Origin of the sequence: Tardiphaga sp. 215_C5_N2_1, assembly GCF_052076055.1 — a bacterium.
GTDB classification, from domain to species: Bacteria; Pseudomonadota; Alphaproteobacteria; order Rhizobiales; family Xanthobacteraceae; genus Tardiphaga; species Tardiphaga robiniae.
The window spans coordinates 4437499-4451753 of the sequence record NZ_CP197240.1 but is presented as its reverse complement, the minus strand read 5'-3'; the positions used below and the strand labels follow the sequence as shown (position 1 = coordinate 4451753).

Below are 14255 nucleotides of genomic sequence, written 5' to 3'. Positions count from 1 at the left end.
TACGCCTTTGCCCAGCCTGCAACCGAATTTCAAGTTTGAGTACGGAGTGGCGCGATGAGTTCGAAGGGATTGGCGATGGCTGATGAAGCGCGTTCGCGGCTGGGCCGCGGTCTTGCAAGTCTGATCGGCGATGTCGGCGGCGAAGCCGCGCATGTCGAGCGTCCTTCGCGTAACCAGCGCAAGGTGCCTATCGAATTTCTCAAGGCCAATCCGCGCAATCCGCGGCGGGTCTTTGCGGATGCGGAACTCAGCGAACTCGCGGCGTCGATCAAGCAGCATGGCGTGATCCAGCCGATCGTGGTGCGGCCGGTGAAGGGTAGCAACGATCGCTTCGAGATTATCGCCGGCGAACGCCGCTGGCGCGCGTCGCAGATCGCCGGTCTACATGAAGTGCCGATCGTGCCGCTCGACGTGACGGATTCGGCCGCGATGGAAATCGCGATCATCGAAAACGTCCAGCGCGAAGATCTCAACGCGATGGAAGAGGCGCAGGGCTATCACGCGCTCGCCGAGACCTACAAACACAGCCAGGACGAGATCGCGAAAATCGTCGGCAAGAGCCGCAGCCATGTCGCCAACATGATGCGCCTCACCAAGCTGCCGGAGGACGTGCAGGGCCTGATCGCTTCCGGTCAGTTGTCCAACGGTCACGCTCGCGCGCTGATCAACCTGCCGGACGCATCGGGCGCTGCGAAGCGGATCATCGCCGAGGGACTGAACGTTCGTCAGACCGAAGCACTCGCGCACGAAGAGGGCGTGCCGGAACGCGCGCCGCAGAAGCCCCGCACGTCGTCTCCCAAGGCGGCGAAGGATGCCGACACGATCGCGCTGGAAAAGCGGGTCAGCGACGTGCTCGGGCTGAAGGTGTCGGTGGATCACCGCGATCCCGGCGGCACCGTGATCATCAAGTATCGTGATCTCGATCAGCTCGACGAAATTCTGAAGCGGCTGGATTCGGAGAGCTAACCGCGCCGCCTTGCGTTCACGGCAATCGACATCAACGCCCTCTGTGCGATCACCGCGCCGAGGGCGTTTTGCTTGCGGACATCGAGAGCGGCAACGGCGAGCTGGTCGATGATGTTGACCAGCCGCTGTGCGGAGAAATTTCGCAGCGCTGCTTCCACCGTTCCCTTGCGGGAAAAATGCAGCCGCGGAAATCCGCTTTCCACGGCTGCTGATGCCGAACTACCAGCCTCCACCAGCAGGCTGGCTTTGTGCAGCAATGCGGCCTGGCGCTGCGCGGCCATCATGATCATGCCCGGATAAGTTCCGGCGATCATCGCCTTGTTGAACTCGACTTCCACCGCGGCGGGATTCCCGGCAAAGGCGCCGTCGACAATTGGATCGATCTTCAGCTCGGACGCGTCGGCGACGACGGCCATCACGTCGTCGAGCGTGACTTCGCCGGTACCATGCGCATAGAGCGTGAGCTTGCGGAGCTCGTTACGCGATGCCTGCCGATCGCCGCCGAGCAGCGACATTAGTGTGGCGCGTGCATCCGGCGCCATGCGGAGATTGGAGACGCGGAGCTCTTCATCGATAAGCTTTGCGAGATCGCGCTCGGTGTCGGGATAGCAGGCGATGGCCACCGCGGTCCTGGCCTTCTCGCAGACTTTCCGCAATGGCGATTCCGGCCGAAGCTCACCAGCCTCGATGACGATGCGGCAATCCTTGATATCGGAGTCAGCGAGCGTGTCGACGCCGCTGGAAAAATTCTTGGAGCCTGCGCGGACGCGGATCGCGCGACGACCGCCGAACAGCGGCACCGTCATAGCTTCTTCGACGAGACGCGACGGCTCGGCGGCCAAATCATCGCCGTCCATGCGAACCAGCGAAAATGGATCATTGGGATCGTCGACCGCGGATTTCATCAGCGCGTCGGCGCGCTCGCGGACGAGTCCAGCGTCAGCTCCGTAGAGCAGAATGATCGGGCGGCCGGCATCCGGCCGCGCCAGAAACGTGTCGATGTCTTTTCCGCGAAGCGCGACCACGCGACGGCTTAGGTGCCGGCGTAGAAGAACGACGCCAGACGGGTATTGATGTTGTCGGCGATCTCACCCGCCGCGCGGTCCTCGGCGTCGCGATAGGCGCGGGCGCGGGCGAAGCGCTGTAGCTGGCCGGGGATGTCATAGGTGACGCGGGAGAAGGTGCTGCCGGTCAGGACCTGCTTTCCGGTGGCGATCTCGATCAAGCCGTAGGTCGCGTCGATGCCGTAATTTTCGCTGGTCGGCAGCGCGGTATTCGGGTCGACGATCAGCGAGGTCCGGCTTGGGTTGAAACGGATCTTCAGCTGATAGGTCGGCGGCAGGCCGGTGGCACTGCCATACATCTTGAACATCAGCGCATTGCGGATGTTCACGCCGACGCGGGCCTGCGGCGATGCATTGGGATATTCCAATGGCGGAACTTCGACGCCCTGCAGCTTCTCGCGCAGGCCGGGTTTGCCGTCGCCACGCTCGGCATACATCGGCTGGAAGCAGCCGGCCGTCAGCGCCGCCAGGGTGGCGACGACCATAAGCCGGGCGGCAATGCGGGATTTAGCCGACAACATTCACGATCCTCTGGGCGACGACGATGACTTTCTTGACGGGTTTGCCGTCGAGAGCCTGTTTTACAGCATCGAGCGCCAGAGCGGCAGCCTCAATTTCCGGGGTCGTCGCTTCCCGTGCCACTGTGACTTCTCCGCGCTTCTTGCCGTTGACCTGTACCGGCAGGGTCATGGTGTCTTCAACCAGCAGATTGGGCTCGATTTGCGGCCAACGGGCTTCCGAGATCATGCCCGGTTGCCCCAGCACACCCCAGCATTCCTCGGCCAGATGCGGCATCATCGGCGCAAACAGTTGAACAAGGATGACCGAGGCCTCGTGGAGCGCCCAGCAGACATCCGGGGTCGGGGTTCCCGAACGCGCCAAAGCTTCGCCCAGCAGGTTGGAAAATTCGCGGATATGGGCGAGGCAGACATTGAAATGCAGTTTTTCGATCTCGGTCGAGACCTTGCTGAGCGCGCCATGCGCGGCCTTGCGGATCGCCATCGCATCCGGACCGAATTCGGTGGGACGGGCTGCCGGCGCCGATTTGCCGTGCGCGGCTGATTCGTTGATCTGACGCCACAGGCGCTGCACGAAACGTGAGGCGCCCTTGACGCCTTCCTCGCTCCAGATGACGTCGCGGTCCGGCGGCGAATCCGACAGCATGAACCAGCGGGCGGTATCGGCGCCGTAGGTGCCCATGATGTCGTCGGGGTCGACTGTGTTGCGCTTCGACTTCGACATCTTTTCGATCGGGCCGATGGTAATGTCTTCGCCAGTGGCGATCAGCGTAGCGCGTTGGCCGTTACCGCCGATCTCGATGTTGATCTCGGCCGGTGAGGCGAAGGTGCCGTCCTGTTTCTTGTAGGTCTCGTGCACCACCATGCCTTGCGTGAACATGCCGGCAAACGGCTCGTCGAAATTGACGTGGCCGGTGGCCTTCATCGCGCGGGTGAAGAAGCGGCTGTACAGCAGATGCAGGATCGCGTGCTCGACGCCGCCGATATACTGATCGACAGGCATCATTCGATTGGCAACCGCGGTCGTCGTGGGTGCCGACGTGTTCCATGGATCCGTGAAGCGCGTGAAGTACCAGGACGAATCCACGAAGGTGTCCATGGTATCGGTTTCGCGCCGCGCATCCGCGCCGCAGTTCGGGCACTTCACATGCTTCCACGTCGGATGATGATCGAGCGCATTGCCCGGCTTGTCGAAGGAAACGTCCTCCGGCAGCACGACCGGCAGATCCTTGTCCGGCACCGGCACGATATCGCAGCTCGGGCAGTGGATGATCGGGATCGGGCAACCCCAATAGCGCTGACGTGAGATGCCCCAGTCGCGCAGGCGGAAATTGATCTCGCGCTTGCCCCAGCCGTCCTTCTCGAAAATCTCAAGCGACTTCTTCATCGCTTCTTCGCAGGTCATCACGGCGGGTTCACCCACCCAACGGACATACTGCACAGTCTCACTTTTCGCCGGAGCGAAAGCGATGTTACCAACGCGCTCATCGCTACCGACGGGCACGAACACGTCGAGCACCGGCAGATCGTACTTGCGCGCAAAATCCAGGTCGCGCTGATCGTGTGCCGGGCAACCGATGATGGCGCCGGTGCCGTAATCCATCAGCACGAAGTTTGCGATATAGAGTGGCAGTGTCCATGACGCGTCGGCGGGATGCGTGACCTTGATGCCGGTGTCAAAGCCGAGCTTCTCGGCTGTGTCGATCTCGGCCTGCGAGGTGCCCATGCGATGGCATTCCTCGATGAAGGCGACAACGTTGGGGTCTTTTTCTGCCAGCGCTTTCGCCAGCGGATGATCCGGCGAGATCGCAGCGAAAGTCGGGCCATACATGGTGTCCGGGCGTGTCGTGAACACCGGCAGTTTGTCGAATCCCGCGGGTGCGCCGATCAGTCCGAACTGGAAATGCAGACCTTCCGACTTGCCGATCCAGTTGCGCTGCATCAGGCGCACCTTGTCGGGCCAGCGATCCAGCGTATCCAGCGCAGACAGCAGCTCGTCGGAATATTTACTGATCTTGAAGAACCACTGGGTCAGCTCGCGCTGCTCGACCAGCGCCCCTGAGCGCCAGCCGCGGCCGTCGATCACCTGCTCATTGGCCAGCACAGTGTGATCGACCGGATCCCAATTCACCTTGGACTTCTTGCGCTCGGCCAAACCTGCCCGCATGAAATCGAGAAACATCTTCTGCTGATGCTTGTAGTAGGTAGGGTCGCAGGTTGCGAATTCGCGCGACCAGTCCAGCGACAGACCCATGGTCTGCAGCTGCTTTTTCATCGACGCGATGTTCTCATAGGTCCACGCTTTCGGAGCGACCTTGCGTTCGATCGCGGCGTTCTCGGCGGGCAGGCCGAACGCATCCCAGCCCATCGGATGCAGCACGTTCTTGCCCTGCGCGCGCTGGAAGCGCGCAACCACGTCGCCCATCGTATAGTTGCGGACATGGCCCATATGGATGCGCCCCGACGGATACGGGAACATCTCGAGCACGTAATACTTCTCGCGCGGATCGTCGTTCTTGGTGGCGAAGATCGCCTTGTCGTCCCAGACGCGCTGCCAGCGCGGTTCGGTCTCGCGGGCGTTGTAACGTTCGTTGCTCATGGTGTTTTTGAAATCCGCCGGCCGGTTCGAGCGCTTCTCAGATCATGGACGCGCGAACGAGGTCGCAAACCGGTGCTTGCTCGGGCTGAATTCGCGCTGAGGCGGGGGACTAGGCCATAAAAGGCCGCGTTAGGTCAATGGTTTAAGACAAGAAACGGGCCAGGGGCGGGGGCCCGCCGTCTCACCCCGCCAGCGACACGGCCGTGCCATATGCCCGGACGAAGCCGTGCTCCACCACGGTGTTGCGGCCACGCCGTTTGGCGGCGTAGAGCGAGGCATCGGCTGCCTCGATCAAATCGTTTGCGGTCTCCAGCGCCGCCGGCGTTGCCGAGGCGACGCCTACACTGACCGTGACCCGCTGATGTGCGCTGGTGGCGTGGGAGACTGACAGGTTCCAGATTGCCGCGCGGACCATTTCGCCGATCTGGATGCCGCGGGCGACCTCGGTGCCTGGCAGCAGCAGGCAGAATTCCTCGCCGCCATAGCGTCCGGCAAAGCCCGAGCAGCGATCGGCTAGGCTAGAGAGAGCTTCGCCGACGCGCGCCAGGCAAGCATCGCCTTCGGGATGGCCATAGGTGTCGTTGAAGAGTTTGAAGTGATCGACGTCGATCATCAGCAGCGTCAGATGGTCGCCGGATTGCTGGGCCTTCAGCCATTCGAAATCGAGGCGGCTCTGGAAGCCGCGCCGATTGGCAAGGCCAGACAGCATGTCGATGGAGGCAAGCACCGTGAGCTGCTCGTTGCTGGCGCGCAATTCGCGTTCGCGACCACGCAACTGCGCCGCCATGCCGTAAAATGCGCGTGCCAGCGGTACGAACTCGGCCGGCAGCTTGTTCCGCGCTACGCGGGCCGACCAGTCGCCGCGACCGAAGCGCTGCGCCATGGTCTCCATCATCTGGATCGGCTTGATGATTAGTCGCTCCGCAACCACCAGCGCGCCAAGCAGAACGAACAGGCAAACGAAGGCGAGCTGCAAATAGGCGGTGCGGATCTCGCGATCGGCAACCGCCGAGACTCGGGCCTCGTCGATGCTGACGATCAATTGCGCGCCGGTACCGGGGATTGTCGCGAATGATACGGCGCGCTGTGAACCGTCACTGGCGCTGAATGACAGCGAACCGGTCTGCTTATCCGTATTGCGCAGATGCGCTTCGATCATCGGCAATAGAGCAAGATCTTCCATCGGCCGACCAATCGCGCTGGCGTTTGTCGGCGGCGCTGCAAGCACGGTGCCGGCATGATCGACCAGCAGTGTCGTGACACCGGGCCGGTCGCCGAGATTGCCCATGATCTTCGACATCCAGTCGAGATTCACCGCCGCCAGTACCACGGCATCGTCGTCCTTAGTCAGGCCCGGTGCGAGATAGGCAGCCATCACTGTCGGCTGGTTCGTCAAGCGGCTGAACAGATAATCGCTGACGACAAACTCACCGGTCGCTATCGCTTTCTTGAAATAGGGGCGATCGCTGAAATCGAATCTCTGCTCGATGACTTCCGGCCAGGTCGAGCACATGGCGATGCCATCCGCGCCGGCCACCGTCAGGCTGCGCAGCCACGGCATATCGCCGCGGAGGCTCGCCCGCATAATGGCGCAGCTCCGATTCACCTGAGCGGCCGACGTATAGATGTAGGCGGATGATTTCAGCACGGCCTCGATCGAGGCGAAGACTTCGCGCTGTGCATCGGCGCTGTGCTGGGCGACGCCAGCGAAATCACGCGCGGCCGTCGCGATCTGGTGGGTACGCGTCGCATCGAGTGAGCGAATTCGCTCCGCCATCAATGGCCCGACCAGAATGAGGGCCAACAGGACCAGTCGAGCGCGAATACCGAGAGCTCCCCTAAGCCTCGCTTTATTGCGGTTAATACCGATGCGTGACATCTTCGATCCCTAAGCCCCGCGGACATAGGTACTCCAAAGCCTTCAAAAAGCCTTTCCCGGATTCGTTAAACTGCAATGGATCTCAAGAAAGTTCGCGCCTTGGTTGAAAATAAATCCGTGCAAGAGTCGTCGGGCGTAACGTCTTCTTTACCAACCGACGGACTCGCTTCGGTCGAGTACGATATCTTCCGCGCATGTAACGAAGCGCGGCGGGACCGCAGTTCTGTGACGTTGATCGCGGTGTCGAAGACGTTCGAGGCTGACGCAATTGCGCCCGTGATCCAGTCCGGTCAGCGTGTGTTCGGCGAAAATCGCGTCCAGGAGGCAAAATCCAAATGGCCGGCGCTGATCGCCACTCAACCCGCGATTGCGTTGCATTTGATAGGGCCTTTGCAGTCCAACAAGGCCAAGGAAGCGGTCGCCTTGTTCGATGCGATTCACTCGGTCGATCGACCGAGCATTTGCGAAGCGTTAAGCAAGGAGATGAAGGCGCAGCAGCGGACGCCGCAGCTCTTCGTACAGCTCAACACTGGTGAGGAGCCGCAAAAGGCCGGTATCGCGCCGGGCGAGGCTGATGATTTCCTGGCGCGTTGCCGCGATACCTATGGGCTGACGATTTCCGGACTGATGTGCATTCCGCCGGTTAACGATGCGCCGGCACCGCATTTCGCGCTGACAGCGAAGATCGCTGCACGCAACGGGCTCACGCAATTATCCATGGGAATGAGCGCCGACTTCGCCATCGCCATCCAGTTCGGCGCAACTCATGTGCGCGTCGGCTCGGCAATTTTCGGACGTCGCTAGGCCATCGGCCTAGCCGATAACGATCTTCGTCTTCGGTCCGATCTGGGCCAGCAGCCGCAGCATGGCTGGCTTGGTCATGGCCACACAGCCCGCGGTCGGTGCGAATTTCGGGCGGGCCAGATGCAGGAACACTGCACTGCCTCGCCCTGCGATCCGTGGTCGGGTGTTCTGGTCGATCTCGATGATGAAATCGTAGAGATGATCCTCGCGGGCCAGTCGGTCGCCGTCATTTCCATGATCGAGCCGGACCGGCCGATTGTAATGCCGGTCTGATGGATCTTCGCACCAGCCATCCATCGGCGTGATGGGGCGGATCGGCAGGAAGCTACGCGGACGTGGATTACGGTCGGCCCGCCACCACAGCCGGATGGGGCGAAACGTCCCACGCGGCGTTCCGCCATCGCCTTCGCGTTTGTTCGCCTTGATTCCGCCGCGGCCGAGCGCGACGGGTATGGTTGTGTGGTCGGTCGTCAGCCATCCACGGGGTCTGTCTCCGGCTGACGCTCGAATGTGAACCATAGTTAGCGGTCGATCACGCAAGCTTGTTCGATAAGTGTCTGAAATAACGAGACTTCCCATCCGAATCGCGAACTCCGCCTTGCTATTTACCGCAAATGTTCTATTTCGCGCTGCAGCAGTACATTCGCCGGGAATGTCGCTGATTTTGCGCTAGAATATGCGTTAACGGCGAAGCCTGTCACGATTTCTGGCCCACTGTTTCAGCGCGGCGAACAACGCTCCGCCGCAGCCGTTCAAAGGATTGTCGCAATGCCCAATGCCCGCAAGATCTTGATCGTGGATGACGATACTGACTTGCGCGAGGCGCTGGTCGAGCAGCTGTCGCTGCACGAAGAGTTCGAGGCCTCCGCTGTCGACACCGGCGCCAAGGGCGCTACTGCAGCCAAGGCCAATTCCCCTGATCTGGTGCTGATGGATGTCGGCCTGCCCGACACGGACGGTCGCGAAGTCGTACGCAGCCTGCGCAAGGGTGGCTTCAAGGCGCCTATCATCATGCTGACCGGCCATGACACCGATTCCGACACCATTCTCGGTCTTGAATCCGGTGCCAATGATTACGTCGCCAAGCCGTTCCGCTTCGCCGTGCTGCTGGCGCGTATTCGCGCGCAGCTCCGTCAGCACGAAGCCAGCGAAGACGCTGTTTTCACCGTCGGTCCCTATAGTTTCCGGCCCGGCTCCAAGATGCTCACCGGCGCCAATGCCAAGAAGGTCCGCCTGACCGAGAAGGAAACCGCGATCCTGCGCTTCCTGTATCGCGCCGGCCAGTTGCCGGTGTCTCGCGAGACGCTGCTGCAGGAAGTCTGGGGCTACAATTCCGGCGTCACCACGCACACGCTGGAAACGCATATCTATCGGCTGCGTCAGAAGATCGAGAAGGACGCCGCCAATCCCGAAATCCTGGTGACGGAAGCCGGTGGCTACAAGTTGGTGCCGTGATACGATTCGGGAGCCGATTCGCCATTAGCTGTTCGGTATCCTCCTTCGCGCGTCCCGATCACACGGTTCTGCATGTCGATCGATGATGATGTAGCCCTGCTTGAGCGCGTCCCGACATTGCGCCTGTTGGGTATCGCCGCTTTGCGCGTGATCGCGATCGGTTCCGAGCAGCAGGAATTTGCGCGGGGCTCGGTGTTGTTTCGGCAGGGCGACGATGCCGATTGCGGCTATGTCGTCCAGAACGGTGCATTCCGCATCAGCCTCGACGACGGTAGCGATCATGAAGTGATCGCAGGCCCCGGCACATTGATGGGCGAACTTGCATTACTGGTGGCGATGCAGCGGCCCTCGACAGCAGTCGCCACGGAATATTCCAGCACGATCCGGATCACACGCAGCCTGTTTCAGCGCGTGCTCGACAGCGATCCTGCGGCCGCGCGCCGTTTGCGTGACGACATGGCGACTCGCGTCAGCCAGCTCGCCAGCGATGTGACGCTGATCGGCGCCAAGCTCAGTCAGTAACTGATATCAAAGCTCTAGCACCGTTGTGACCGGGACGTGGTCCGATGGCCGCTCCCAGCCGCGTGCATCTGACGTGACGGTGAAGTCGCGGATCGAATCCTTCAGTGCGGACGACACCCAGATGTGATCGAGGCGGCGGCCGCGATTCGACACCGCCCAGTCGGCGGCGCGGTAGCTCCACCACGTGTAGATCTTTTCCGACAGTGGAATGCGTTCGCGCGCGACGTCGATCCAGTTGCCCTCGCTCTGCACGGCGAGCAGCTTTTCGCATTCGATCGGCGTATGCGACACGATCTTCAGCATCTGCTTGTGCGACCACACGTCATTCTCATGCGGTGCTACGTTGAGATCGCCGACCAGGATATGACGCGCATCGCCGCGCGGATGCAGCGGCTCGCAGGTCTTCATCTCGTCGAGGAACGAGAGCTTGTGCGTGAACTTCGCATTCACGTCCGGATCCGGAACGTCGCCGCCGGCAGGCACATAGAAATCATGCACGATCAGCGGCACGGCCATGCCGGCCTTTTCGCCGAACGATACCGAGATGTGGCGTGAGTCCAGATTGTTGCAGAACACGCGGATGTCGCTGCTCTCGAATGGAAGTTTCGAGACGATGGCGACGCCGTGATAGCCCTTCTGCCCGTTCAGCACGACATGGTCATAACCGAGCTGTTTGAAGCGCTTGAGCGGAAAGGCATCGTCCGGGCACTTGGTTTCCTGCAGACACAGCACATCCGGCTGCATCTCTTCGAGAAACTTGGCGACAAGGTCGATGCGCAATCGCACCGAATTGATATTCCAGGTGGTCAGGGAAAAACGCATGGAAATCCGATGGTGAGACGGCGCAAGCGCGCCTGCTCATCATGAGGGCATCACCTGCAGCGAAAACTAATTCGCGCCGCTGGTGGGATACTTGGTGAAGTCGATCTTGAACAGCCCCGGGTCGGGCTTTTTCGCGGTATCGAGATTGTAGATCGCGACCGTGGTGTCATAGCCCTGCGGGTCGGTGACGGTCCACTGCTTGAGCTGTCCATCCTTGGTGCCGACCATCAGCATCAGGCGCGAGGTGCCGACCAGCGCGTTCTTTTCCTCAATGGTCACCGACGTATAGAGGTCGTCAGCGCTGACGGCGACCACATTGGTGTCCTTCATCAGATCGATGCGATCGGACAGCAGATAGCGCAACGGTGTCTGCGACAGCGGGTAGATGTCCTGGGTTGCCAGCTTGGAATCGCGGACGGCGAGCGACTGGCCGTCGGACACCATGGCGATGGTCGTCGGTGCATCATATTCGAAACGGACCTTGCCGGGCTTCTGGATGAAGAAGTCACCGGTGGTGCGGCTGCCGTCCGGGCCCACCTGAACAAAGTTACCGCTCAGATTGCTGAGCGATGACAGATAGCTGCTGACCTTGCTCGCCTGCGCCTTCTGATTGGCGTCGAAGCTCATGAAAATGCTGGCGGGAACGTTGCGGCGCGGATCCGGAATGATTGGATTCGGTGGCGTGGATGTCGTCGCCGATGTCTTGGGTGCGATTGCAACTGGCGGCCGAACGGCCTGGGGCTCGGAGGCCGACATCTGGAAACTGCCATTGCTGCGCGCCTGCGGTGCAGGTCGCGGCAATGGGATTGACTGGGCATGGGCCGAGGGCGCCACAATGGCGGCGACAAACGTCGCGACGAGGCCGGCTGCGCCGATGCGCAGGAAAGACCGGTCTGCGGCGTGATGGGTCGGGCGTCTCATCAAGGCGTCGTCCTGCTCGGCGGGTTCGGCGCATTTTACCGCGCTTTGCGTCAGAATGGGTACCGGTTTTGCGGTCCGGCCGGTGGTCTCTTGCGCCCCCGCCGCGGCTGGCGCCGCCAGCGCAGGCGCTAACCCGGAGCTGTGGCGATTTCGCGACTCAAAAGCGGGATTGTCCATCGGCGGGGTCAAACTCTCAGAACCCGCTTTCTTCTTCTTCGATCAGAATCTCGCGTTTACCGGCATGGTTGGGCTGACCGACGATGCCTTCGTTTTCCATGCGCTCGATCAGCGACGCTGCGCGATTGTAACCGATCTGCAGCCGGCGCTGGATGTAGCTGGTCGACGCCTTCCGGTCGCGCTTCACGATGGCAACGGCTTGCTGGAACAGATCGCCACCACCGCCATCGGCACCCATGCCGGTCGAATCGAATACCGCGCCGTCCTCGCCCTCTTCCGGTTCTTCGGCGGTGACCGCCTCGAGATATTCCGGCTCGCCCTGCGTCTTCAGGTGGCGCACCACCTTCTCGACTTCCTCGTCCGACACGAAAGGACCGTGTACGCGCGAGATGCGGCCGCCGCCAGCCATATAGAGCATGTCGCCGCGGCCGAGCAGTTGTTCGGCGCCCATCTCACCCAGGATGGTGCGGCTGTCGATCTTCGACGTGACCTGGAAGGAGATACGCGTCGGGAAGTTGGCCTTGATCGTGCCGGTGATGACATCCACCGACGGACGCTGCGTCGCGAGGACGACGTGCAGACCCGCGGCACGTGCCATCTGCGCGAGGCGCTGCACCAGGCCTTCGATGTCCTTGCCGGCGACCATCATCAGGTCGGCCATTTCGTCGACAATGATGACGATATAGGGCAGCGGCGCGAGATCGAGTTTCTCTTCCTCGTAGATCGCCTTGCCGGTTTCCTTGTCGAAACCGGTGTGAACGGTGCGCGAGAGCTCCTCGCCCTTGGCCTTGGCTTCCACGAGGCGCGCATTATAGCCGTCGATATTGCGCACGCCGAGCTTGGCCATGCGCTTGTAGCGCTCTTCCATCTCGCGCACAGCCCATTTCAGTGCGACCACGGCCTTCTTCGGATCGGTCACGACCGGCGTCAGCAGATGCGGGATGCCGTCATAGACCGACAGTTCGAGCATCTTCGGGTCGACCATGATCAGGCGGCACTGATCCGGCCGTAGCCGGTAGACCAGGCTGAGAATCATGGTGTTGATCGCGACTGATTTGCCCGAACCGGTGGTACCGGCGATCAGCATATGCGGCGTGCGCGCAAGATCGATGATGATGGACTCGCCGCCGATATTCTTGCCGAGGCAGAGCGGGAGCTTGATACTGCCGTCATTGGTGTCCTGCACGGTCAGCAGTTCGCGCAAGTAGACGTTTTCGCGATGGGCGTTCGGCAGCTCGATGCCGATGGCATTGCGACCGGGGACGACGGCGACGCGGGCGGACAGCGCGCTCATGGAGCGTGCGATGTCGTCGGCAAGGCCGATCACGCGCGACGACTTGATGCCGGGTGCGGGTTCGAGTTCGTACAGCGTGACGACGGGGCCGGGATTGGCTTTGACGATTTCGCCGCGCACGCCGAAGTCCTGCAGCACGCCTTCCAGCGCGCGCGAATTGGCTTCGAGTTCGGCCTTGCTGAGCGGCTTGCGATCCGCGGCCTTCGGCGCGGTGAGCATGCCGACGGAGGGCAGTTCGAACTTGCCGTTGGATTTGCGCACCGGCTCCTTGGCCGAGGATTTCTTGCGCGCCTTCGGGGCGGGCTCCTCTTCCTCTTCTTCTTCCTCGTAGTCCTGCTCTTCGTCCTCGTCGTGACCGCTCTCGTCTTCGTCATGCGGCGCGATGGAGGGACTGTTGCGGCGACCGCCGAGATTGGGTTCCTGACGCTCGAAGGATGCCGCGCGCGCCTTGGGTTCGCTCGCAACCATCTTGCCATAGACCAGCGAGAGCAACCGGCCGAGACGCGCCTTCGCGCTCATCACGGCATGCGCGGCCCAGCCCAGCGAGACCGAGATCGAGCTGCGATCGCGGGTTTCGTCTTCCTCGAATGGCTCGTCGCCTTCCTCGATGTCGATCTCGGCAAACTCTTCCTTCGCCTGCGCGCCATAACCGCAGGCGATGAAGAAGGTCACGATCATCGCCGCGCAGAGAATAAAGCCGAGGACGAATCGATAGATGAAACCGACGGGGCCGAATACGACCGCGGGCGCGCGAAACAGCGCGTCGCCGACCACGCCACCGACGCCGGTCGGCAGGGGCCACGACCCGCCATGCTGCCAGCAGCTGGCAAAGCCTGATGCGATGATGGTGCAAAGGACCCAGCAACCGATGCGCAGCGCTTCGCGATCGAAATGCCGATGCGTCATCATCCGCCAGCCCCAGACGGCGATGGTGAGAATCATCATGATCGCGCCGAGGCCGAGGATCTGCATCAACAGATCGGCACCGATCGCGCCGGGATAACCGGCGACATTGCGGATCGCACGCGAGGTGGCATGGCTCAGACTCGGATCCTGCACGGACCAGGTCATCATCGCTGCCGCCGCGACACCAGCGGCGCAGACCAGACCGAAGCCGGCGAGTTCGCGCAGCCGTCGTCCCAGCATCTCGCGAATCGACGCGGGCAGATGGCCGACGAGAGGAATGACGCGTTCGATCGTGGTGCTCATACCGGAGTGCTCATGCGCCCTGCAT

Annotated in this window: 12 protein-coding genes; 4 read left to right on the top strand and 8 right to left on the bottom strand. The window is 61.8% G+C overall.

Translation table 11 applies throughout. From position 1 onward, the window contains the following. Positions 1-75 precede the first annotated feature (75 nt). Complete coding sequence (locus tag AB7828_RS21170; RefSeq protein WP_120287673.1) at positions 76-966, top strand: ParB/RepB/Spo0J family partition protein; 891 nt, start codon at positions 76-78, stop codon at positions 964-966. Here AB7828_RS21170 and holA read toward each other — a convergent pair. The 4 genes from holA to AB7828_RS21150 all read right to left on the bottom strand — a co-directional run bounded on the left by holA (position 963) and on the right by AB7828_RS21150 (position 7026). Beyond that, positions 963-1991: a DNA polymerase III subunit delta gene (gene holA, locus AB7828_RS21165; RefSeq protein WP_439062036.1), complete on the bottom strand. Its 1029-nt coding sequence runs from the start codon at positions 1989-1991 to the stop codon at positions 963-965. The two genes, AB7828_RS21170 and holA, sit on opposite strands and share 4 nt — an antisense overlap. An 8-nt stretch (positions 1992-1999) precedes the next feature. Then, on the bottom strand, positions 2000-2551 hold the full coding sequence (locus tag AB7828_RS21160; RefSeq protein WP_068730220.1) for an LPS assembly lipoprotein LptE: 552 nt from the start codon (positions 2549-2551) through the stop codon (positions 2000-2002). Continuing rightward, positions 2538-5147 carry a leucine--tRNA ligase gene (leuS, locus tag AB7828_RS21155; RefSeq protein WP_441231079.1) on the bottom strand — a complete coding sequence of 870 codons (2610 nt, stop codon included), beginning with the start codon at positions 5145-5147 and terminating at the stop codon, positions 2538-2540. Before leuS ends, AB7828_RS21160 begins: the two co-directional genes overlap by 14 nt. A gap of 181 nt (positions 5148-5328) precedes the next feature. After that, on the bottom strand, positions 5329-7026 hold the full coding sequence (locus AB7828_RS21150) for a diguanylate cyclase domain-containing protein (RefSeq protein WP_441231078.1): 1698 nt from the start codon (positions 7024-7026) through the stop codon (positions 5329-5331). Positions 7027-7101: 75 nt separating this feature from the next. Between AB7828_RS21150 and AB7828_RS21145 the strand changes: the two genes are divergently transcribed. Continuing rightward, positions 7102-7830, top strand: coding sequence for a YggS family pyridoxal phosphate-dependent enzyme (locus AB7828_RS21145; RefSeq protein ID WP_089263137.1), 729 nt, complete (start codon positions 7102-7104; stop codon positions 7828-7830). A 9-nt stretch (positions 7831-7839) separates the two neighbouring features. Here the strand turns inward: AB7828_RS21145 and AB7828_RS21140 are convergent, their stop codons facing one another. After that, entirely contained in the window at positions 7840-8349 is a 510-nt protein-coding gene (locus tag AB7828_RS21140; protein WP_441231077.1) for a L,D-transpeptidase family protein, read from the bottom strand. A gap of 249 nt (positions 8350-8598) precedes the next feature. On the opposite strand from AB7828_RS21140, the gene AB7828_RS21135 reads away from it, so the two are divergent. Continuing rightward, positions 8599-9285, top strand: a complete 687-nt coding sequence (locus tag AB7828_RS21135) for a response regulator transcription factor (protein WP_068730214.1) — start codon at positions 8599-8601, stop codon at positions 9283-9285. Positions 9286-9357: 72 nt separating this feature from the next. Beyond that, entirely contained in the window at positions 9358-9807 is a 450-nt protein-coding gene (locus AB7828_RS21130; protein WP_089263672.1) for a cyclic nucleotide-binding domain-containing protein, read from the top strand. A 6-nt stretch (positions 9808-9813) separates the two neighbouring features. On the opposite strand, the gene AB7828_RS21125 is transcribed toward AB7828_RS21130, so the two are convergent. The 3 genes from AB7828_RS21125 to AB7828_RS21115 form a co-directional block, all read right to left on the bottom strand. Beyond that, positions 9814-10629: an exodeoxyribonuclease III gene (locus AB7828_RS21125; protein WP_441231076.1), complete on the bottom strand. Its 816-nt coding sequence runs from the start codon at positions 10627-10629 to the stop codon at positions 9814-9816. Between the two features lie 66 nt (positions 10630-10695). Beyond that, positions 10696-11550: an outer membrane lipoprotein carrier protein LolA gene (locus AB7828_RS21120; RefSeq protein WP_309941581.1), complete on the bottom strand. Its 855-nt coding sequence runs from the start codon at positions 11548-11550 to the stop codon at positions 10696-10698. 193 nt (positions 11551-11743) lie between these two features. After that, the gene (locus AB7828_RS21115; protein ID WP_441231075.1) at positions 11744-14230 is read right to left on the bottom strand and encodes a DNA translocase FtsK; all 2487 of its coding nucleotides are present in this window, start codon (positions 14228-14230) and stop codon (positions 11744-11746) included. Positions 14231-14255 lie beyond the last annotated feature (25 nt).

What these genes read in the sequence shown, in the direction of transcription:
- leuS (WP_441231079.1), bottom strand. Translation starts at nt 5,147, where the DNA reads ATGAGCAACGAACGTTACAACGCCCGCGAGACCGAACCGCGCTGGCAG.
- AB7828_RS21145 (WP_089263137.1), top strand. Translation starts at nt 7,102, where the DNA reads ATGGATCTCAAGAAAGTTCGCGCCTTGGTTGAAAATAAATCCGTGCAA.
- AB7828_RS21125 (WP_441231076.1), bottom strand. Translation starts at nt 10,629, where the DNA reads ATGCGTTTTTCCCTGACCACCTGGAATATCAATTCGGTGCGATTGCGC.
- AB7828_RS21120 (WP_309941581.1), bottom strand. Translation starts at nt 11,550, where the DNA reads ATGAGACGCCCGACCCATCACGCCGCAGACCGGTCTTTCCTGCGCATC.
- AB7828_RS21130 (WP_089263672.1), top strand. Translation starts at nt 9,358, where the DNA reads ATGTCGATCGATGATGATGTAGCCCTGCTTGAGCGCGTCCCGACATTG.
- AB7828_RS21150 (WP_441231078.1), bottom strand. Translation starts at nt 7,026, where the DNA reads ATGTCACGCATCGGTATTAACCGCAATAAAGCGAGGCTTAGGGGAGCT.
- AB7828_RS21170 (WP_120287673.1), top strand. Translation starts at nt 76, where the DNA reads ATGGCTGATGAAGCGCGTTCGCGGCTGGGCCGCGGTCTTGCAAGTCTG.
- AB7828_RS21160 (WP_068730220.1), bottom strand. Translation starts at nt 2,551, where the DNA reads ATGTTGTCGGCTAAATCCCGCATTGCCGCCCGGCTTATGGTCGTCGCC.
- AB7828_RS21115 (WP_441231075.1), bottom strand. Translation starts at nt 14,230, where the DNA reads ATGAGCACCACGATCGAACGCGTCATTCCTCTCGTCGGCCATCTGCCC.
- AB7828_RS21135 (WP_068730214.1), top strand. Translation starts at nt 8,599, where the DNA reads ATGCCCAATGCCCGCAAGATCTTGATCGTGGATGACGATACTGACTTG.
- AB7828_RS21140 (WP_441231077.1), bottom strand. Translation starts at nt 8,349, where the DNA reads ATGGTTCACATTCGAGCGTCAGCCGGAGACAGACCCCGTGGATGGCTG.